This is a genomic window from Azonexus sp. IMCC34842 (genome assembly GCF_050368855.1).
Lineage (GTDB): Bacteria > Pseudomonadota > Gammaproteobacteria > Burkholderiales > Rhodocyclaceae > Azonexus > Azonexus denitrificans_A.
This window is the reverse complement of sequence record NZ_CP178449.1, coordinates 1,990,277-2,008,743: the sequence shown is the minus strand read 5'-3', so window position 1 is coordinate 2,008,743 and position 18,467 is coordinate 1,990,277. Positions and strand designations below refer to the sequence as shown.

Genomic DNA, 18,467 nt, shown 5'->3' with positions numbered 1-18,467 from the left:
ATGCGCTGGCTGACGGTCGGCCTCCTTGCAGCCATTGGCCTGCTCCAGTACCCCCTCTGGGTGGGTAAGGGCGGCTGGCTGAAGGTTTGGGAGTACGACCGTCAATTGCAGCAACAGAAGGAAGTGACCAAAAAGCTGGAAATCAGAAATGCCGGCCTCGATGCCGAAGTCCGCGACCTGAAGCAAGGTTACGAGGCGATCGAAGAGCGTGCCCGTTTCGAATTGGGCATGGTCAAGCAGGATGAAACCTTCATTCAGATCCCGGAAAAAGTTCCTGGAAAATAAGTGAAATAAAGGCGTCGACCGCAGTAGGCGGCTCCGCTAGAATCGTTCGCAGCAGTCCCTCACGCAGAGCGCTTCAGGAGAACAACATGCTGCTCAAGGTTGGCGAGCGAGCCCCGACGTTTTTGTTGCCCGATGCCGATATGGAGACTATCGATCTGGCGAAGTTTCAGGGACAAAAGCACATCGTGCTTTTCTTTTACGCGAAGGACGGAACCCCCTGTTGCACCAAGGAGGCGACCGATTTTTCGGATCACGAAGGGGACTTCCATAAACAGGATTGCATCCTGTTCGGCATCAGCCGTGACGATTGCCTGAAGCACGCGGAGTTTCGCGACAAGGAAGGCATTGGACTCGAGCTGCTGTCGGACACCGAGGGTGTGGTCTGCAAGCAGTATGGCGTCTGGCAGGCCAGAGAGGTGGATGGCCACAAAAAATACGGCGTCGTCCGTTCCACCTTCATCATCGATCGCACGGGTATCATTCGCCATGCGCTCTACAACGTCAATTACAAGGGCCACGCACTGGAAGTGCTGCGCCTCGTCAAGGAACTGAATTCATGAACATGCTGGTTGCCAAAGGTAACGTCATCAATCTCGAATACCACGTCACCGATCCGGATGGCGAAGTCGTCGACGAAGGCCGTGAGCCGCTCATCTATCTGCATGGCGGCTACGAAGATATTTTCCCGAAAATCGAGGAGGCGCTGCAGGGCAAGAAGATCGGCGAATCGGTCCAGGTCAAGCTGCAGCCGGACGAAGCCTTTGGCGACTACGATGCCGAACTGGTACAAATCGAGCCGCGCAAGGACTTTCCGAAGGAACTGCAGGTCGGCATGCAGTTTGAAGGCGGCCCGGAAGAAGGCAGCGAAGACGACTTCGTCATCTATCGCGTTACCGATATCGCCGACGACAAGGTCGTGCTCGATGGCAACCACCCGCTGGCCGGCATGGCCCTGATCTTCACCTGCACCGTGACTTCGATTCGTCCGGCCAGTGCCGAAGAGCTGGAACACGGTCACGTCCATAATCCGGACGACGACGAGGAAACCTGCCACTAAACCTGGAGTGCGCCCGCCCTGGCGGGAATCCAGCGTTTTATCCAATGCCCATTTCGATGGGCATTGGCATTTCTGGAGCGACTTTTATCGAATACTGTACATCCATACAGTATTCGGATAATCTACGCCTGACCGTACGCAAAACAAAGCGCGTGCCGATTCATCATCAACCGATGGCTGTCAGGAGTATTCGCTATGAAACGATTTCAGAAATGGTTTGAGCAGATTGCCGGCGTATCTCAGGACGAGATCGAGCGTCTGGCACGCGCCCGTGAAATTTTTGCGCCGGGCGGCATCGATGTGTCCAGCCTGAAGAAGCCGGCTTGCTGGCGCCGCAAGGCTCGTATTCAGAGCCGTTGCGCCTGAAGGCTCAGTACAGCGCTTCGATCATCCGCATGGAAATCGTGTAGGTGTGGGCAATCTGTGCATCGCAATAGCGATGTTCGGTGCCGACCGGGCAACTGACGCGGGCCAGACAGGTCGCGCGGCAGGCGGAGGCCGGCTGTTTCCGGTAGGCGATGCATTTGTTCAGGTCGAACGCGTCACCTGACAGGGCACCGGCCGGGCAACTGGCAAGGCATGGCTGATCCCGACACTGCGTGCAGGGCGATGTCGTGGTTTGCCGGATGCTCGGCGCAAAATCCGTATCGCTCAGCGCGACGACGCGGTAGGCGTACCAGCTGCCCCAGGTTTCGTTGATGCCGACCATGAACGGCGAGGCATGGTGCCAGCCGGCCAGCTTTCCCAGCGCCTGCAGGCCAAGCGAATCCCTGGCCGGGTAGATGATGGTATGGGGATGCGTGGCCAACCACTGGCGCACCGTCGCGCTACTGAAATCGTCGATCGGGTTTTCCGACGCAATACCCGAGTCCTTGAGCGCGGCCCACAAGCGCTTTCCACCATGGCCGATCAGGATCAGTTGGCGATAGCGGTTTTCTGGATCGAAGCGCTGGTGGATTTCGCCAGCCAGTTCGGCCGGTAGATCAGCGATGTTGAAAATGGCTTGCAGGTTCAGGCCGGCGGCGTTGAGTGGCGTGAAATCGGCTTGCGTCATAGCGAGGTGATGGCGGCGATGGCGTCGGCAATGCTTGCTGCATCGCCGGGCCGGACAAGGCGGCTGATTTCCTGGCCGTTGTTGATGAGAACCAGGGTCGGCCAGAGTTTGATGCGGAATGATCGACCTAGTCGCAGGCCGGGGCCATCCTGAATCTTCAGGTGCTTGACCGGCGAATCGACAGGAAAGGCGGCTTCGATCAGGGCCTGGGCGGCCTGGCAGTGGCCGCACCAGGGGGCGCCGAACTCGATCAGGATGGGGCCGGTCAGGGCGTCGATTTCGGCGCGGCTTGGTTCAGTTTCGGCGTAGGTTCTGTTCATCGGCATGGCCTCAGTTACCCTTGTCTGGCCAGGCATGGGGTTCGAAACGGAAGAGCGACGCGGCGGCGGTATCGATGGTGCCCTGCGTCCAGCCCATCAGCGGGTAGCCGAAAGTCTCGACCCGGGTAAAGTTGCCGAGCCGCTTGCCTTGACGGTCGCGTAGCGGCTGGTCGATGCGGCTGGTATGGGTGTCGCCGTGCACGACGACGACCTGACCGGGGAAATTCAGCGTTTCGGCTTGCAGCTGTTCGAGAAACTCTCGGTAGCCGCGGTGGGCGATGCCTTGCGCAAAGTGCTTGAAGCCCGGATTGGCCTGGAAGAGGAGGACGATGCCAGGCAGTTTTTCGCGCCGGGCCAGGGCGAAGTTTTCGCTCAGCCAGGCCAGTACGACAGGGTTGCGTGCCCGGTATTCGGCACGTGCCTGGTCGGTCTCGCCGAAGTTGTTGTTGCCGCCCGGCAGGTTGAGGGTGACGAACAAGACCGGGCCGAGCCGGAAGCGGGCGTGTTCCGGATAGCCGCCGGCTTGCCGTTCCTGGGGCAGCTTTTTCTGGCCCAGCGAAAAGCGGTCTTGCCAGAACAGGCTGCGCAGCTTGCCGAGTCTTTCGAGCGGGGCATAGCCACCATTCGACAGGCGCTCACAATCGGTCCATTCGTTGTCCCCAGGGACGAAGACGAAAGGCACGCGGCTGGCGTTGAACAGCCCGTGGCGATCGGCGAACAGGCTGTCGTCGCAACGCTCCTGGCCATTTTTGAGGTCGCCGATATGGGCGATGAAATCGACCTGGCTGGCGGCGATGCTCGCCAGCATGTGCGGCAGTTCGCGGCGCTCGTTAGCCGAATAGGGTACATCGCCGATCAGCCCGAAATGCCAGGTTTCACCGCTGGCCAGCGTCGCCCAGCCGAGCAGGAGGGCGGCCAGCCAGCGTTTCATTGGAGCAGTCCCTTCAGCGCATACAGGGCGTCGAGCGCCTCGCGCGGCGTCAGGCTGTCCGGGTCGAGGGTCGCCAGTTGTTCGAGGGCTGGGTGCGGTTCGGCTTCGACCGGTTCCGGTTCGCCCTGGGTGAACAGATCGGGTTGCAGCGGGTCTACCGCGGCGCGCTGCTCGAATTCCCGCAATTGCTTGCGGGCGGCGCGTACCACGGCATTCGGGATGCCGGCCAGGGCGGCGACCTGGATACCGTAGCTCTGGTTGGCCGGGCCTTCCTCGACGGCATGCAGGAAGACGATGCGGTCGTTGTGCTCGACCGCATCGAGATGGACGTTGGCCAGTTCCGAATATTCGTGCGACAGCCGGGTCAGTTCAAAGTAGTGGGTGGCGAACAGCGTCAGGCAGCGGTTCTTGTCGATCAGGTGACGCAGGATCGAAAAAGCCAGGGCCATGCCGTCAAAGGTCGAGGTGCCGCGGCCGATTTCGTCCATCAGCACCAGACTGTTCGGCGTCGCATGGTGGAGGATGGCGGCGGCCTCGGTCATTTCGACCATGAAGGTCGATCGGCCGGAAGCGAGGTCGTCGGAGGCGCCGATGCGGGTGAAAATGCGGTCGAGCGGACCGAGCACGACGCGATCGGCCGGTACGTAGCAGCCGATGTGGGCGAGCAGGGCAATCAATGCGGTTTGCCGCATGTAGGTCGATTTACCGCCCATGTTCGGGCCGGTGATCAACAGCAGACGGCGGTTTTCGGCGAGCCGGCAGTCATTGGCGATGAAGGTCTCGGCCCCGTTGGCCATTTCCCCTTCGACCACCGGGTGGCGGCCGCCGGCTATGGCCAGTCCGATTTCCGCGGCAAATTCCGGCTTGCTCCAGTTGCGCTTCAGCGCCGTGTCGGCGAAGCCGGCCAGCAGGTCGAGCTGGGCGACGGCGCGGGCGATGGTCTGCAAGGTCGGGACGGCCGGCAGCAACTCGTCCAGGATTGCCTCGTAAAGCAGTTTTTCGCGGGTCAGCGAGCGTTCTTGGGCGGACAACGCCTTGTCCTCGAAGGCCTTCAATTCCGGGGTGATGTAGCGCTCGGCATTCTTCAGCGTCTGGCGCCGGCGGTAATCGTCGGGGATCTTGGCGGTGTGGGCGTGCGTGACCTCGATATAGAAACCATGCACCTTGTTGAATTCGACCTTGAGGCTGGTGATGCCGGTGCGTTCGCGCTCGCGCACCTCCATGTCGACCAGGTAGGCGCCGCAGTTGTCGTTCAGCGAGCGCAGTTCGTCGAGCTCGCCATCGTAACCGGGGGCGATGGCCCCGCCGTCGCGGATCTGGGCCGACGGTTCGGCGGCGATCGAACGGATCAGCAGGTCGAGCGTCGCCGCCGGTGTTGCCAGATCAAGTTCCAGTTGGCCGAGCAGCGGCGCGCTGTTGCCGGCCAGCGGGGCGCGCAGACCGGCCAGTCCGGCCAGCGATTCGCGGAGGCTGGCCAGGTCGCGCGGCCGGGCATTGCGCAAGGCGATGCGGCCGGCAATGCGTTCGATATCGGCCATCCCTTTCAGTTCACGGCGCACGTCGCCGGCCATCCGGCCGTAATCTTCGAGCAGCGCCTCGACCGCGCCATGACGGGCGGCCGGAATGGCGCGCTCGCGCAGCGGATGGTGCAGCGTGTGGCGGAGCAGGCGCGAGCCCATGCTGGTCACGCAGTTGTCGAGCAGCGAGAATAGCGTCGGCGACGGCTGGCCGCGCAGGGTTTCGGTCAATTCAAGGTTGCGCCGGGTGGCCAGGTCGAGGCCGAGGTAGGCGCCTTCTAGTTCGACGGTCAAGGCCCGTAAATGCGGCAAACTCCCCGATTGCGTCGCCTGGGCGTACTGCAGCAGGGCGCCCGCCGCGGCGACGGCCGGGCGCAGGCCTTCGGCCCCGAAGCCGGAGAGCGAGGCGACCTTGAACTGCTCGCAGAGCAAGCGCTTGGCCGAATCGAATTCGAAATACCAGTCCGGTTGGCGGGTCCGCGCCATATCCAGCGGGAAGTCCGGTTGCCAGGATTCCGGATAAAGGATTTCGGCCGGCCGGATGCGTTCCAGCGTGGCGGAAATCTGCTCGCTCGGCACCTCGGTCAAAATGAATTCGCCGCTGGCCAGATTCAGGCGGGCCAGGCCGGCCGTGTTGCGGGTGGTGGTCAGCGCCAGCAGCCAAATGTCCTGCTTGTCGTCGATCAACGCCGCATCGGTAAGTGTGCCGGGTGTCACGATGCGCGCCACGGCACGTTCGACTGGCCCCTTGCTGGTCGCCGGATCGCCGATCTGTTCGCAGATCACCACCGATTCGCCGAGCTTGACCAGGCGGGCCAGATACGGCTCCAACGAATGGAAGGGAATACCGCACATCTTGATTGGCACCCCGGCCGACTGGCCACGCGTCGTCAACGTGATGTCGAGCAGGCGTGCAGCTTTCTCGGCATCCTCATAGAACAATTCGTAGAAATCGCCCATCCGGTAGAACAGCAAGGTGTTCGGATGGTTCGCTTTGAGCGCCAAATACTGCTTCATCATTGGCGTGTGTTTTTCGAGGCCGGGCGTCGTGCCGGCAGCGGGTGCGGGAGATTCTTTTTTCAAGGTGTGTCTGGCTTTTCTGAGGGCAGCGATGTCGCTCAAAAACTCGGGCGATGGTCGGGTTCGCCATTCTCCTACATCCGGTCAAAACCTGAAATCGACACCGGGTTTTGAGTCTTACTCGAGAACCAGTTCAACCAGCCACGGACCACCGGTTTGGAAAGCATGGCGCAGCGCTGCAGCGAAGGCCGGCGTGCTGCCGGCGTTGGCATAGCCCAGCCCGAAAGTCAGTGCGGCGTGCTGGAAACTGATCTGCTGCGGTGTGCGCCAGCCTTGCTCGAATTCCGGCAATTGGGCCTGTGGCAGCGTAGCGAAAATGCCGCCGCCACCATTGTTGACCACTACGATGACGACATCGCGCCCCTGAGCCAGGGCCAGTCCGCCAAGATCGTGCTGACAGGTGAGATCGCCGAGCAACGCTGCAGCCCGGCCATGCACGGCGGCGATTCCGATGGCGCTCGAGATATTGCCGTCGATGCCGCTGGCGCCTCGATTGGCGAAAAACTGGCGAGGCCCGTCGCCGCTGCCCGAGTGGCTGTCGAGCTGGCGGATGGCCAGCGAATTGCCAACGAAGAGCGGCGTCCCGTTCGGCAGGGCGCCAAGCAGGGCGGTGATGTGCGTCGCCGCACCATCATCGGTCAATGCGGCATCCCTGGCGGCGAAGGCGCTCATCCAGCCGGCCGGAGCCGGAGCCGACGCGCGGGCGAGCAGCGCTTCGCAGGCAGCGAGTGGATCGCTGCGCAGCAGATGGGTCAGTTTGTCGGACGGATCCGTCCACCGTGGCCACGGCTCGATCTGCATCAGGGCAAGCGAAGCGCTGGCCAGGTGGTTTTGCAGCTGGCGACCGACCGGCCAGGCACCGAAGTGCAAGACCCACTCGGGTCGATGGGCATCGACGAATTCACGATCATTCAGCCAATGGTTATAGCGGACGCAGAGCCGCTCCCGGTCGTGTGGCCCGAAGCGCAGATTCGACAGCGGTTCGGCAAGAATCGGGCAATCCAGGCGGGCAGCCAGAGCCGTCACAGCCTGGGCAAAGCCCGCAGCAGCGGGCTGCTCGCCACAGACGATCAGGCCGTGGCGGCCGGAAATCAGTTCGGCGATCTCGTCGATCGCGGCCGGGTCCGGCTGCAGCTTTGGCGGCCCCACGCGGATTCTCGCCGGCAAGTCGCTGGCCTCTGTCGCACCGGTCGGCACCAGCGGCTCGCGAAACGGCTGGTTGATATGGACCGGCCCGGGGTGCGGCCAGCTCGCCTGCTCGACAATTCGGGACGTCAGCCGGTGCAGATAGGCCGGAGCGAAGCCGGCCTCGGGTGTCCCCAGGGCATGGCTGGCCCGGACATGCGTTCCGAACAGGCGGATTTGATCCACCGTCTGGTTCGCGCCGCAGCCCTGTAGTTCGGGCGGGCGATCGGCCGATAGCAGGATCAGTGACACGCCGGCCTGGCTGGCCTCGATCACTGCCGGTAGCCAGTTGGCCGGCGCCGTGCCGGAGGTGGCGAGGAGCAGTACCGGGCGCCGGCTGGCCTTGGCGATGCCGAGGGCGAAAAACGCGGCACTACGTTCGTCGACCACCATCTGGCAACGCAATCCGGGCTGGCGCAACATTGCCAGTGCGAGCGGCGTCGAGCGCGAGCCGGGCGAAATGACGGCATCGGTAACGCCGGCCGCGACAAAGCCGGCGACCATGGTTTGCGACCAGTGAAAATTCAGCGATCCGGTGTCGATCATTTTTGGGTGTGTGGACGGGGAGTCGCGAATTGTAGTCGCTATAAAGCTGGCGGACCTGCGGGAGCGTGCTATTATCCGCCCCGTTCGAAGTTGCCCGGCCTGTTCAGCGGCAACCCAACGCGGAGTGGTAGTTCAGTTGGTTAGAATACCGGCCTGTCACGCCGGGGGTCGCGGGTTCGAGTCCCGTCCACTCCGCCAAGTATTTAAATGCCAGTTTCCATCAATCGTTCGCTCGATTGCTGAAACTGGCATTTTTCGTTTACCCGGCCGCTTTGTCGCGCGCCGATGGTCTTTCGATGCGCCCGAAACTCTGGGCTGGAAGGACGCTTTCGAGGTATTCTCAGCCAAGGCAGCTCATGCCACTTGATAGGGTGATTCTGAATGGGCGATAACGACAATCTGACACTGCTGTTCGTCGATGACGAACCGAGCATCCTTTCCGCCTTGCGCCGTCTGTTCCGGCCGCATGGTTATCGGATCATGATGGCCGAGAGCGGTGCGGCCGGCCTGGAAATCCTCGAACGCGAAGCGGTCGATCTGGTGATTTCCGACATGCGCATGCCGGAAATGGACGGCGCGACTTTTCTGAAGCATGTCCGTCAACGCTGGCCGGAGGTGATGCGCATCCTGCTCACCGGCTATGCCGACATTACCTCGACGGTCGCGGCGATCAACGAAGGCGAGATTTATCGCTATATCTCCAAACCCTGGGACGACAACGAAATTGTGCTCGTCGTCCGGGAGGCGCTCGAGCGTCGACGCCTGGAAGAGGAGAATCGTCGGCTCAGCGCCTTGACCCTGCGTCAGAACGAGGAGCTCAAGGAACTCAATGCCGGCTTGGAGCAGAAGGTCAGCGAGCGAACCGCCGAGGTTCGGGCGGCGCTCAACGAACTGAAGAAAACCTTCATTACCACCGTCCAGGTATTTTCCGGCATGGTCGAATTGCGGGCCGGACCGGTGGGCGCCCAACTGGCCGGGCACGGCCGGCGTGTCGCCGATCATGCCCGCAATCTGGCCAAGCGTCTTGATCTCAGCGATGCCGATGTGCAGACGGTAATGCTGGCCGGCCTGCTGCACGATATCGGCAAGATCGGCTTGCCCGATGGCTTGCTCGACAAACCTTTCAACAACCTGTCAGCGGATCATCGTGCCCTGGTCATGAAGCATCCGGTGGTCGGCCAGAACATCCTGATGTCGGTCGAGAAGCTGCGTGACTGTGCCTTGCTCGTCCGCCATCACCATGAGCTTTACGATGGCAGTGGCTTTCCCGACCGTCTATCCGCCATGGCCATTCCGCTCGGCAGCCGCATTCTGGCCGTGGCCAACGACTACGATGCGCTACAGATCGGTACGCTGGTCCAGCGCCCGCTCCGGGCCGACGAAGCGCTGACTTTCCTGATCGACAATCGGGGCAAGCGTTACGATCCGCAGGTCGTCGATTGCTTTGCCCAGTTGCTGGCCGAGACCGGCAAGAAGGCGGTTACCGAGCTGCCTATCCGCTGCCTGCAGCTGCGACCGGGTTCGGTGCTGTCGCGCGATCTGAATCATCGCGACGGTTACTTGTTGTTGTCGCGCGGCAGCGTGCTGACCAAGGAAATCATCAGTCAACTGGTCAAGCTGGAATCGACCGAACAGCAGCCGTACACGCTCTACATCAAGCAGGAGGAAGTATGAGCCGAGTAATGCTCGTCGATGACGAGGAAGGCATTCTCAAGGCCTTGAAACGCCTGCTGCGGGTTGCTCCCTGTACGTTGGGCAACAAGTCATTCAGTCTCGAAATCGAGAGCTTTTCCTCGCCGGTTCTGGCGCTGGAACGGGCCAGACATGAGCCATTCGATCTCTTCATCAGCGATTTCCGGATGCCGGAAATGGACGGCATCGAGTTTCTCAAGGCAGTCAAGGAAGTGCAACCCGATGCCGCTCGCCTGATTCTCTCCGGCTATGCCGATCTCAATGCCCTGGTCCGGGCGGTCAATGAAGTCGGTATTGACCGGTTCATCGGCAAGCCCTGGAACGATTACGAGTTGTTGTCGGCGATCGCCCAGTCGCTGGCCCATCGCGACCTGATGCTGGAGAACCGGCAACTGGCCAACCTGGTTCGCATGGAAATGGGCGAGAAAACGCCTGAAGCAATCGAAGCCGAGCGTCTTGAAGCGATGGAGCCGGGCATCACCCAGGTGAACTGGGGGCCGGACGGCTCGGTGTTGCTCGATCCGGATCGCTGATCCCGTCCTGAAATGCCGGATAGCGAAACGGGACGGCTTTCCTTCAAACTGGTCTATTACGGGCCGGCGCAAAGCGGCAAGACGACCAATTTGCTGCGCCTGCACGACCAGCTTTCGCCGGAACTGAAAGGCGAAATGATGACTCTGGAAACGCAGGACGATCGCACCCTGTTCTTCGATCTGCTGCCGCTCGGTTTTCGCGCCCCTTCCGGGCTGCTCATCAAGTTTCGCCTGTTCACCGTTCCCGGCCAGGTGGCCCATGACGGAACGCGGAAAGCGGTGCTGTCGCGGGCCGATGGCGTAGTTTTCGTCGCCGATTCCGACCGGGCGCAAGAGACCAATAACGCCGAGTCGTTCCAGACCCTGGCCGGAAACTGTTCACGGGTCGGTCTCGATTTCGAGCGTTTGCCGCTGGTCGTCCAGTTCAACAAACGCGATCTGCCGAGCGCGGTGCCCGAGGCGGAAATCCGCGAACGCTGGTCGGCAGCGCCGTGGCCGCTGGTGTTTGCTTCGGCGCTGCGCGGCGAGGGGGTCGCGGCAAGTTTCGAGGCCTTGCTGCGCTCGACCTATCGCCGTTTCAATGAAAGCTGCGAACTGGCCAGCCGCCACGCACTTGACGAAGATGCCCTGGTCGCCGGCGCTTTCGGGAAGTCAGCTGGTCGATGAACAGCAACTTCGATCGCGAATGGCGAGTTGAGGAACTGCTTGATCCAGGCACGCTGCAACGCGTCGGCCCGGCACTGAGCGTCTTGCTCGGCGGCGATGCGGCGATTGTCGACGCGGATGGTCACGTCCTGTGGGGCATTGCCGCGGCCGAAGCACGGCGTGAGCCGCTGGTTCTCGAACTTGAGCCAGTCGCCTATCTCGCCAGTCGATTGGCCGATCAGAAGGCACTGGCTGGTGCCCGGACATTGCTCGAACTGCTGCTGCGCACGCAGGTGCGCTACAAGATGGCTTCCAACCTGCACCTTGAGGCGGTGGCCGAGGATTTTGAAAGCCTGCGCCTCGAACATGCCCGCTTGCAGGAATCCGAGGCCCGTTACAAGGCGCTGTCCGGCGAACTCGAGGCCCGCGTCAGGGCGCAGGTGCTCCAGCTGGAAGAGCGGCAGCAAATGCTCTACTCGGCCGAAAAACTGGCTTCGGTCGGCCAGTTGGCGGCCGGCGTGGCGCACGAAGTGAATAATCCGCTCGGCTTCGTGCGCAGCAATCTGGCGACCTTCCAGCATTACCTTGGCCAATTCGGCGATCTCAAGGCGCGCCTGGGCGAGGGCGAGGTCGCCTGGCGGGCACTCGATCTCGATTTTATCCTTGAAGACGGTGGCGATTTGCTGGCTGAAAGCCTCAAAGGCATCGACCGCATTGCCAAGATCGTCAGCGAGTTGAAGAGTTTTTCCAATGTCGACCGCGCCAGTGAGGAATTCCTCGATCTCAACGACTGCCTGCGGCAAGCCGCCAGCGTCATCGAAGGGCAACTACCGCCGGGCGTCAGCCTGCGCTTGGAGCTATTGCCCTTGCCCGGCCTGGTTTGCCTGCCCGGCCATATCAACCAGATGCTGCTCGGTCTTTTGCGCAATGCCGGACAGGCAATTTCCGAAGCCGGCCGTTCCGGCGAGATTGGCGTTTCCAGCGCGGCCGACGAGCAAGGGATCACCATCCACATTCGCGATAACGGTATCGGCATGACGGCCGAGCAGCTGGCCCGCGCTTTCGAGCCGTTCTATACGACGCGGCCGGTCGGCGCTGGGGCAGGGCTCGGTTTGACGACCGCCCGCAACATCGTCCTGGCTCATAGCGGCCGCATCGATCTGGTCAGCTATCGTGATGTCGGGACGACCGTAACGCTGTTTTTCCCCCTGCCCCAATGACCGATTACAGTTCGCTCTTCACCGGCAAATCGGCGGCGCCGCAAGCCCCGGCCAGCCACCTGACACCGCCGCGCTACCGCCTGCTTTTTGTCGACGACGAGCCGGGTATCCTCAAGGCCTTGATTCGGGTCTTCCGCCAGGAAAACTACGAGGTGGTAACCGCCGGTAGCGGCGGCGAAGCGCTTGATCGTCTGGCCGAGGCGCCGACGCATCTGGTAATCAGTGATTTCATGATGCCGGTGATGACCGGCGCCGAGTTCCTGAGCGAAGTGAAACGGCGCTCGCCGGACACGATCCGCATCATGCTGACCGGCCATGCCAATACCGATGCGGTGATGGGGGCGATCAACGAGGGGGCGGTCTATAAATTCATCCTGAAACCGTGGAACGACGACGATCTGCGCGTCACCGTCGCCCTGGCCCTGGAGCAATCCGACCTGATCGCCCGCAATCGGGTACTGAAGAGCGAAAACGACAAGAAAACGAAGGAGATTTCAGCCCTCTCCAAACTGGCGGCAACGCATCGCAGCCGGCTCGGCATTACCTTGCACAAGAAGGGCTTGTTGTCGTCGGCCCAGTTGCAGGAGCTGACCATGTTGCAGGAGCGCCGCAAGGAACCGCTGATCAGCCTGCTTCTTGAAAAGGACTGGATACCTGAGCGGCGCATTCGAGAAATTCTCAAGACGGATCTGCTGATCGAAGAGGTTCAGCTGCCGGAGTTTCGTATCGATGCCGTGCTGGTCGATCTGATTCCGCACAGCTTCTGCGCTCGTCAACTGGTGGTTCCGCTCAAGCTCGACGGCAAGCGCCTGTTGCTGGCGATGGCCGATCCGCTCGACGAAGGTTTGATCGACGAGGTGCGGTTTACTGCCGGGCTGGATATCAAGGTGGTCAGCGCCGATGTCGCGGCGATCAGGAAGAAAATCGACGAGCTGTACAGCGGCGGCAGCTCGCTCGACTTCAAGGATATGGAAACCCTGGTGTCCGGCCCCGACCCGTACGAGGGCATCGAGATCGTCATTGAGGACGAGGGTGTCGCGGCACTGGAAGACCTGCTCCGCGATACCGAGGCGCCACCGGCGATTCGGCTGGCCAACGCGATCATTATCGAAGCCATCCGCCTTGGTGCGTCGGATATCCACATTCAGCCGCGTACCAGCAGCGTGGTGGTCCGCTACCGCATCGATGGCGTACTGGCCGACAAGATTCATATTCCAAATCATCTGTACCCATCCCTCGTCTCGCGCCTGAAGATCATGTCGGAGCTCGATATTTCGGAGCGGCGGCGGCCGCAGGACGGGCGCATCACGGTCAAGACGCCGATGCGCATGGTCGATCTGCGGATCTCGACGCTGCCGACGATCAATGGCGAAAAAGTGGTGATGCGTATTCTCGATCGCAATTCCGCCGTGCACAGCCTGGAAAATCTCGGCTTTCCGGAAAGCGAACTGGCGCGCATTCGCGATATGGTCGCCCGGCCGCAGGGCATCATTCTCGCCACCGGGCCGACCGGCAGCGGCAAGACGACGACCTTGTATTCGCTCGTGCAGCACAATGCGACACCGGAAAAAAATTACGTCACCATCGAAGATCCCGTCGAGTACTACCTCGATATGGCCGGACAGGTCCTGGTTCGCGAGAAAATCGGCCTGACCTTTCCCACCATCTTGCGCGCCTTGCTGCGCCAGGATCCGGATGTCATTCTGCTTGGCGAGATTCGCGATTTCGATACCGCCGAGGTCGCTTTTCACGCCGCGCTGACCGGCCATCTGGTCTATTCGACGCTGCACACCAATTCGGCCGTGGCCACCATTGCCCGGCTGTTCGATCTCGGTCTCAAACCCTTTGTCGTGGCCACCGCGCTCGAGGGCATCTTCGCCCAGCGTCTGGTGCGCCGCATCTGCCAGGCTTGCCGTGAACCGGCGACGGCGGTAAGCGAGCTTTGTCAGCGTCTCGGGCCGCAGTTCAATCCGGCACTGCCGGCCTACCGCGGCAAAGGCTGCCCGGAGTGCAATGGTGCCGGCTACAAGGGCCGGGTCGGCCTGTATGAAATCCTGACCTTCGACGATGAATTGCGCGATCGCATCGGCAGTGGCGCGAGCATCCTTGAAATTCGTAAACTGGTGCGCCAGAAGGGCCTGCGCAGCATGGCCTGGCATGCGGCAGAACTGGTTGCCGCCGGGCAGACGACATTGGAAGAAATATTGCGCGTGCTCGGGCCGCAATCGGGAGCGTAGAGGGCGAAGGCCTCTATCGGGGAGGCTGCGCCCTAGGGTAAGACCCTGTTCACTAGGCAGTCAGCGGGTTTTAAGCTATGACCAAACAGAAAAGAAATAAGGGTCAGGCTATGAATAACAAAAACAATGTACAAACGGAGGGAAGTTGTTGCAGTCTTGATTACCTGTTGAACAATCTGGGGCGTAATGAGGCTGCAGCAAAGAGGCTGGCGAGTCTCTTTGTTGAACATTTTCCCAATCTCGTCCAACGACTCGACGAGTCGGTCAAAGCACCTGATCTGCATGCCTTGCAGCAAGCGGTGCATGACATTCGCGGCAACTGCGTACTGTTTTCGGCCCACGAGTGTCTCGAGCATGCGCGCCGCATAGAAACCGGCTTGCATGATTATTTCGCCGACAACCTGCGCGGCGAAACCGCTATCGACTGGTTCGCCGAAGCGCTTGCGCTGCGTCAGTCTCTGGAGAGAATGGTCGGCGAATTGAAGGGCTTTCTCGACGAAGACCAGGCGTCAGCCGGAAAAATGCCCTGAGTAGTGCCGCCGGGCGCTCAGGAAACGATGCCGGCCTGGATGGCGAAGCGAGTCAGGGCGGTCACATCATGAACGTTCAGTTTTCCCATTAACTGAGCTCGATGAAATTCGACGGTCTTGGGGCTGATCCCGAGTTCGCGGGCAATTTCCTTGGTGGTCCTGCCGGAGGCCACCAGGCGGAGAATTTCGGTTTGCCTGGCAGTCAGGCCGGCGGTATGTCCACTTTCTCCATCGAGATGATGCTGATCCAGTGTTTGCTGGATTTTTGGCGATAGAAAACGTTTGCCGTCCATCACTGCGGTGAGGGCCTGGTGGAGTTCGCCAAGGATGAAATCCTTCAGCAAATAGCCATTGACGCCCGCCGCAAGCGCCTGTTCGACCGATTCGTGGCGGTCGATGCTGGAAAGAATCAGGATTTTGATCTTCGGGTCGCTGTGGCGAATGGCTTTGCTGACCTCGATTCCGGAAAGGAACGGCATGGCGATGTCGAGCAAGGCGATATCTGGTTGTTGTCGGCGGATCTGGTCTATGGCTTCCAGGCCATCGGCACATTCGGCGTCAACCTGGTAATCGGGCGATGCTTCAAGAAGCGCCCGGATGCCGGCACGGACCAGTAACTGGTCGTCAGCGAGGACAATATGTATTTTTTTCATGCAACTCGGGAGGATATGCGAAAACGCCAAATGTCTGTCGAAGTGATTGGTCTGGGCAAATTTCCCTTCCTGTCGTCTACAAGCAGTAAAGCATGATTTTCAGTTGGTCGTCAGCCCCCGTGTTTCACCGTGTTTGAATAACCACATGCGATTGGCTGCCAGTCCATGTTGCTGCAATGCGATGGCCAAGTCCTTGGGCGGCTGGTCGAAAGCTTCCTGCGTCAGTTCGAAGGTGCCCCAATGGACACCGAGCGCCTGCCGGGCATCGAGGTCGAGCATGATCTTCACCGCATCGTCGGGGTTGGCGTGTTGCGGCGCCATGAAGTCGCGCGGTAGGTAGGCGCCGACCGGGACGGCGAGAAAATCGATCGGCCCCAGCCGCCGGCGGATTTCCTTGAAGTCCTGCGAGTAACCGGTATCGCCGGTGTAGAGAAAACGCCATGGCGTGGTGCCCGGTCGCTCAATGGCGAAGCCGCCCCACAGCGTGGTATTGGTGTCAAAGGGCGTGCGCTTGCTCCAGTGCTGGGCCGGCGTGAAGTGAATCCGGAGCTTGCCTTCCTGGCGGCTATCCCACCAGTCCATCTCGCTCACCTTGGTAATGCCCAGGTCGTCGAACCAGCTTTTCAGGCCAAGCGGCACCAGAAATCTGGGTTTCTGCCCGGCGGTAAGCAGCGCCTGGATGGTCGCCTTGTCGAGATGGTCGTAATGGTTGTGCGAGATCAGGACCAGATCGATGGGCGGCAGTTGCGCCGGCTGGATTGGGGCTGGCACTCGACGGGCCGCCGAAAGAAAGGGGTAGGGGCCGGCGTGGTCGGAAAGTTGAGGGTCGATCAGAATGTTTTGCCCATCGATCTGCAAGAGCAGTGAAGCGTGGCCCAGCCACGTGATGCGGGGCTGCTCGGCCGGTGCGGACAGGCGTTCGATGTCGAGCGGCATGCGCCAGTCGGCGATGAATTTATCGTAGCCGCCGGACGGTGGCCGGGCCGGCTGGAAATCGCCGCGTAGCCGCCGCAGCAAGATCTCATACCAGGGGAAAGTGCCGATCTGTTGCGTCGGGTCGCTATTGACGAAGCCGTCCGGACGATGGTGTGCCTTGCGCGCATCGTAGTGCGGATTGATCACCGAGCAGGCGGTGCCGAGAGCCATTGTGCTCAGCGCCAGAAGAACCTTCTTCAGCCAAGCTGGGTGCATCAGCGAGCGTCAAGCGATTGCAGCATGGCCGTCGCCAGAACCGTCGGATCTTCGGCTCCGACGATGATCTGTTCGCCGTCCAGGATGAAGCTTGGCACCATGCGGATCCCCATGGCCCGGATCCGCTGCGCGTCTTCGTTGACCGTATCGGTGTATTCGTCCGAATAAAGATAAGTTTCGAGTTCGTTTGCCGGGTAGCCGCAGTCCACTGCAATCTTGATCAAGGTGACGCGGTCGCCGACATGTTCGCCCCGCTGGAACTGGGCTACGAACAGCCGCTCGATCAAGGCGTCGGCATTGCCGCGTTGCTGGGCCCAGTAAAGCAGGCGATGGGCTTGCAGCGTATTGGCCCGCAATTCGATTCTTTCAAAGGCGTAGTCGATGTCATAGGCGCGACCAGCTGCCCGGACGCGCTCGAACAGCGCCTCGACCGGTGCCCGCCCACCGAACTTTTGTTCGAGGAAAGGTAGGTACGGCTCGCCTTCCGGGGGCGTATCCGGATTGAGGAAAAAGGGGCGCCAGCGCGTTTCGTAGCGGAATTCGGGCACGTTCCGGCGAACCATGGCAATTGCTGTTTCAAGGCGGCGTTTGCCGATGAAGCACCACGGGCAGACGATGTCGGCAACGATGTCGATTTTAATCATGGAGTCCAGGCAAAGAGCGGAGAAGGTTGTAGAGACTGAATCCGGCGGCAATCGTTCCGCTTATTTCAGGGCGTGCGTTGCTGTCTGAAAGCCGGCAGGGTGATGTGGTAGCGCATGGCCAGCAGACGGAGCATCAGCACGATACCCATGGCCAGCCAGCTCGCTGTGACCGAGGGCAGGCCGCTTTCCTGCAGGGCGATCAGCGCCAGCGCCCCAACCCAGGCGGCGGTGGCGTAAAGCTCGCCCTTGAGAAAAACCAGCGGCACGTCATTGCACAGAATATCCCGCAGCACGCCGCCGACGATGCCGGTGATCACACCCATCAGACTGGCGACCAGCCAAGGAGCATGCCACTGCAGCGAAACCTGGGTGCCGACGATGGTGAACAACGCCAGGCCGATCGCGTCGGGAATCAGAAAAAGGCGCGGCGGAAGAGGCAGCGAACGGGCGATGAAGAAAGTCACGAGGCCGGTCCCGAGGGCGGCAATCAGGTAAGTCTGATCGACTACCCAGAAAACGTTGCGGTCAAGGAGCAGATCGCGAATCGTGCCGCCGCCAAGTGCCGTCGCAATGCCGACGAGAAGCGCGCCGATCAGGTCCATCTGTTTTCGGCTGGAGTCGAGGACGCCAGTCAGTGCGCTGACCGCAACGGCCGCCATGCCGACCCAGTAGAGCAGGGCGTCCATGCTCACCTTAGCGGTTATGTTCCTTCATGGCGCGGGCCGCCTCACGCTTGCCGGATTTTTCCTGCTCATCCAGGCGTTTGTCGTATTGCTTCTTGCCCTTGGCCAGACCAACCTCGAGTTTGATCCGGCCGCGCGTGAAGTGCAGATCGATCGGCACCAGCGCGTAACCGGCGCGTTCCACCTTGCCGATCAGTTTCATGATCTCCTTGCCATGCAAGAGCAGCTTACGGGTGCGGACCGGATCGTGGGCGTTATGGCTCGAAGCGGTGGTCAGCGGAGAGATGTGCATGCCGATCAGGAAAATCTCGCCGCTCTTGATGATGACGTAGGATTCCTTGATATTCATCCGGCCGGCACGAATGGCCTTGACCTCCCAACCCTGGAGGGCAATACCGGCCTCAAACTTCTCCTCGACTGAGAAGTCGTGAAAGGCTTTTTTGTTAACCGTGATGCTCATGCCG

The 18,467-nt window shown here is 61.1% G+C and carries 20 protein-coding genes and 1 tRNA gene; 11 read left to right on the top strand and 10 right to left on the bottom strand.

Annotated features, from left to right (window positions below):
• The 4 genes from ftsB (at position 1) to ACLIKD_RS09535 (ending at position 1,708) form a co-directional block, all read left to right on the top strand.
• Positions 1-285, top strand: a complete 285-nt coding sequence (ftsB, locus tag ACLIKD_RS09550; protein WP_428828128.1) for a cell division protein FtsB — start codon at positions 1-3, stop codon at positions 283-285.
• An 89-nt stretch (positions 286-374) separates the two neighbouring features.
• On the top strand, positions 375-845 hold the full coding sequence (locus tag ACLIKD_RS09545) for a peroxiredoxin (RefSeq protein ID WP_428828330.1): 471 nt from the start codon (positions 375-377) through the stop codon (positions 843-845).
• 2 nt (positions 846-847) lie between these two features.
• Positions 848-1,342: an FKBP-type peptidyl-prolyl cis-trans isomerase gene (locus tag ACLIKD_RS09540; protein WP_428828329.1), complete on the top strand. Its 495-nt coding sequence runs from the start codon at positions 848-850 to the stop codon at positions 1,340-1,342.
• A 195-nt stretch (positions 1,343-1,537) separates the two neighbouring features.
• Positions 1,538-1,708: a hypothetical protein gene (locus tag ACLIKD_RS09535; protein WP_428828127.1), complete on the top strand. Its 171-nt coding sequence runs from the start codon at positions 1,538-1,540 to the stop codon at positions 1,706-1,708.
• A 4-nt stretch (positions 1,709-1,712) separates the two neighbouring features.
• Here the strand turns inward: ACLIKD_RS09535 and ACLIKD_RS09530 are convergent, their stop codons facing one another.
• The 5 genes from ACLIKD_RS09530 to menD form a co-directional block, all read right to left on the bottom strand.
• Positions 1,713-2,396 (bottom strand): hypothetical protein, encoded by a 684-nt coding sequence (locus ACLIKD_RS09530; protein ID WP_428828126.1) that lies wholly within the window; start codon positions 2,394-2,396, stop codon positions 1,713-1,715.
• Positions 2,393-2,716 carry a thioredoxin family protein gene (locus ACLIKD_RS09525; protein WP_428828125.1) on the bottom strand — a complete coding sequence of 108 codons (324 nt, stop codon included), beginning with the start codon at positions 2,714-2,716 and terminating at the stop codon, positions 2,393-2,395. The genes ACLIKD_RS09530 and ACLIKD_RS09525 overlap by 4 nt, the downstream gene beginning before the upstream one ends.
• 10 nt (positions 2,717-2,726) lie before the next feature.
• Complete coding sequence (locus tag ACLIKD_RS09520; RefSeq protein ID WP_428828124.1) at positions 2,727-3,647, bottom strand: metallophosphoesterase; 921 nt, start codon at positions 3,645-3,647, stop codon at positions 2,727-2,729.
• Positions 3,644-6,181, bottom strand: a complete 2,538-nt coding sequence (gene mutS / locus ACLIKD_RS09515; protein ID WP_428828328.1) for a DNA mismatch repair protein MutS — start codon at positions 6,179-6,181, stop codon at positions 3,644-3,646. The genes ACLIKD_RS09520 and mutS overlap by 4 nt, the downstream gene beginning before the upstream one ends.
• Before the next feature lie 180 nt (positions 6,182-6,361).
• Positions 6,362-7,975 (bottom strand): 2-succinyl-5-enolpyruvyl-6-hydroxy-3-cyclohexene-1-carboxylic-acid synthase, encoded by a 1,614-nt coding sequence (gene menD / locus ACLIKD_RS09510; RefSeq protein ID WP_428828123.1) that lies wholly within the window; start codon positions 7,973-7,975, stop codon positions 6,362-6,364.
• 121 nt (positions 7,976-8,096) lie between these two features.
• Between menD and ACLIKD_RS09505 the strand changes: the two genes are divergently transcribed.
• From ACLIKD_RS09505 to ACLIKD_RS09475, 7 genes are all read left to right on the top strand, one after another.
• Positions 8,097-8,173, top strand: a tRNA-Asp gene (locus ACLIKD_RS09505).
• Between the two features lie 183 nt (positions 8,174-8,356).
• A complete protein-coding gene (locus tag ACLIKD_RS09500) occupies positions 8,357-9,649 on the top strand; it encodes an HD domain-containing phosphohydrolase (RefSeq protein ID WP_428828122.1) in 1,293 nt (430 codons plus the stop codon).
• The gene (locus ACLIKD_RS09495; RefSeq protein ID WP_428828121.1) at positions 9,646-10,200 is read left to right on the top strand and encodes a response regulator; all 555 of its coding nucleotides are present in this window, start codon (positions 9,646-9,648) and stop codon (positions 10,198-10,200) included. Before ACLIKD_RS09500 ends, ACLIKD_RS09495 begins: the two co-directional genes overlap by 4 nt.
• 12 nt (positions 10,201-10,212) lie before the next feature.
• Positions 10,213-10,866: a GTP-binding protein gene (locus tag ACLIKD_RS09490; RefSeq protein WP_428828120.1), complete on the top strand. Its 654-nt coding sequence runs from the start codon at positions 10,213-10,215 to the stop codon at positions 10,864-10,866.
• Positions 10,863-12,065 carry a sensor histidine kinase gene (locus ACLIKD_RS09485; RefSeq protein WP_428828119.1) on the top strand — a complete coding sequence of 401 codons (1,203 nt, stop codon included), beginning with the start codon at positions 10,863-10,865 and terminating at the stop codon, positions 12,063-12,065. Before ACLIKD_RS09490 ends, ACLIKD_RS09485 begins: the two co-directional genes overlap by 4 nt.
• Positions 12,062-14,302, top strand: coding sequence for an ATPase, T2SS/T4P/T4SS family (locus ACLIKD_RS09480; RefSeq protein WP_428828118.1), 2,241 nt, complete (start codon positions 12,062-12,064; stop codon positions 14,300-14,302). Before ACLIKD_RS09485 ends, ACLIKD_RS09480 begins: the two co-directional genes overlap by 4 nt.
• Positions 14,303-14,412: 110 nt before the next feature.
• Complete coding sequence (locus ACLIKD_RS09475; RefSeq protein WP_226415576.1) at positions 14,413-14,832, top strand: Hpt domain-containing protein; 420 nt, start codon at positions 14,413-14,415, stop codon at positions 14,830-14,832.
• Positions 14,833-14,849: 17 nt separating this feature from the next.
• On the opposite strand, the gene ACLIKD_RS09470 is transcribed toward ACLIKD_RS09475, so the two are convergent.
• From ACLIKD_RS09470 to smpB, 5 genes are all read right to left on the bottom strand, one after another.
• The gene (locus ACLIKD_RS09470) at positions 14,850-15,485 is read right to left on the bottom strand and encodes a response regulator (protein WP_428828117.1); all 636 of its coding nucleotides are present in this window, start codon (positions 15,483-15,485) and stop codon (positions 14,850-14,852) included.
• Positions 15,486-15,584: 99 nt separating this feature from the next.
• The gene (locus tag ACLIKD_RS09465) at positions 15,585-16,676 is read right to left on the bottom strand and encodes an MBL fold metallo-hydrolase (RefSeq protein WP_428828116.1); all 1,092 of its coding nucleotides are present in this window, start codon (positions 16,674-16,676) and stop codon (positions 15,585-15,587) included.
• Positions 16,676-17,320, bottom strand: coding sequence for a DsbA family oxidoreductase (locus ACLIKD_RS09460; RefSeq protein ID WP_428828115.1), 645 nt, complete (start codon positions 17,318-17,320; stop codon positions 16,676-16,678). Before ACLIKD_RS09460 ends, ACLIKD_RS09465 begins: the two co-directional genes overlap by 1 nt.
• A 65-nt stretch (positions 17,321-17,385) precedes the next feature.
• Positions 17,386-18,006 carry a trimeric intracellular cation channel family protein gene (locus ACLIKD_RS09455; RefSeq protein WP_428828114.1) on the bottom strand — a complete coding sequence of 207 codons (621 nt, stop codon included), beginning with the start codon at positions 18,004-18,006 and terminating at the stop codon, positions 17,386-17,388.
• A gap of 7 nt (positions 18,007-18,013) precedes the next feature.
• Positions 18,014-18,463, bottom strand: coding sequence for an SsrA-binding protein SmpB (smpB, locus tag ACLIKD_RS09450; RefSeq protein ID WP_226415554.1), 450 nt, complete (start codon positions 18,461-18,463; stop codon positions 18,014-18,016).
• Positions 18,464-18,467: the final 4 nt, after the last annotated feature.

What these genes read in the sequence shown, in the direction of transcription:
- ACLIKD_RS09485 (WP_428828119.1), top strand. Translation starts at nt 10,863, where the DNA reads ATGAACAGCAACTTCGATCGCGAATGGCGAGTTGAGGAACTGCTTGAT.
- ACLIKD_RS09535 (WP_428828127.1), top strand. Translation starts at nt 1,538, where the DNA reads ATGAAACGATTTCAGAAATGGTTTGAGCAGATTGCCGGCGTATCTCAG.
- ACLIKD_RS09465 (WP_428828116.1), bottom strand. Translation starts at nt 16,676, where the DNA reads ATGCACCCAGCTTGGCTGAAGAAGGTTCTTCTGGCGCTGAGCACAATG.
- smpB (WP_226415554.1), bottom strand. Translation starts at nt 18,463, where the DNA reads ATGAGCATCACGGTTAACAAAAAAGCCTTTCACGACTTCTCAGTCGAG.
- ACLIKD_RS09525 (WP_428828125.1), bottom strand. Translation starts at nt 2,716, where the DNA reads ATGAACAGAACCTACGCCGAAACTGAACCAAGCCGCGCCGAAATCGAC.
- ACLIKD_RS09455 (WP_428828114.1), bottom strand. Translation starts at nt 18,006, where the DNA reads ATGGACGCCCTGCTCTACTGGGTCGGCATGGCGGCCGTTGCGGTCAGC.
- ftsB (WP_428828128.1), top strand. Translation starts at nt 1, where the DNA reads ATGCGCTGGCTGACGGTCGGCCTCCTTGCAGCCATTGGCCTGCTCCAG.
- ACLIKD_RS09500 (WP_428828122.1), top strand. Translation starts at nt 8,357, where the DNA reads ATGGGCGATAACGACAATCTGACACTGCTGTTCGTCGATGACGAACCG.
- mutS (WP_428828328.1), bottom strand. Translation starts at nt 6,181, where the DNA reads ATGAAGCAGTATTTGGCGCTCAAAGCGAACCATCCGAACACCTTGCTG.
- ACLIKD_RS09460 (WP_428828115.1), bottom strand. Translation starts at nt 17,320, where the DNA reads ATGATTAAAATCGACATCGTTGCCGACATCGTCTGCCCGTGGTGCTTC.
- ACLIKD_RS09490 (WP_428828120.1), top strand. Translation starts at nt 10,213, where the DNA reads ATGCCGGATAGCGAAACGGGACGGCTTTCCTTCAAACTGGTCTATTAC.
- ACLIKD_RS09495 (WP_428828121.1), top strand. Translation starts at nt 9,646, where the DNA reads ATGAGCCGAGTAATGCTCGTCGATGACGAGGAAGGCATTCTCAAGGCC.
- ACLIKD_RS09470 (WP_428828117.1), bottom strand. Translation starts at nt 15,485, where the DNA reads ATGAAAAAAATACATATTGTCCTCGCTGACGACCAGTTACTGGTCCGT.
- ACLIKD_RS09530 (WP_428828126.1), bottom strand. Translation starts at nt 2,396, where the DNA reads ATGACGCAAGCCGATTTCACGCCACTCAACGCCGCCGGCCTGAACCTG.
- ACLIKD_RS09520 (WP_428828124.1), bottom strand. Translation starts at nt 3,647, where the DNA reads ATGAAACGCTGGCTGGCCGCCCTCCTGCTCGGCTGGGCGACGCTGGCC.
- ACLIKD_RS09475 (WP_226415576.1), top strand. Translation starts at nt 14,413, where the DNA reads ATGAATAACAAAAACAATGTACAAACGGAGGGAAGTTGTTGCAGTCTT.
- ACLIKD_RS09480 (WP_428828118.1), top strand. Translation starts at nt 12,062, where the DNA reads ATGACCGATTACAGTTCGCTCTTCACCGGCAAATCGGCGGCGCCGCAA.
- ACLIKD_RS09540 (WP_428828329.1), top strand. Translation starts at nt 848, where the DNA reads ATGCTGGTTGCCAAAGGTAACGTCATCAATCTCGAATACCACGTCACC.
- menD (WP_428828123.1), bottom strand. Translation starts at nt 7,975, where the DNA reads ATGATCGACACCGGATCGCTGAATTTTCACTGGTCGCAAACCATGGTC.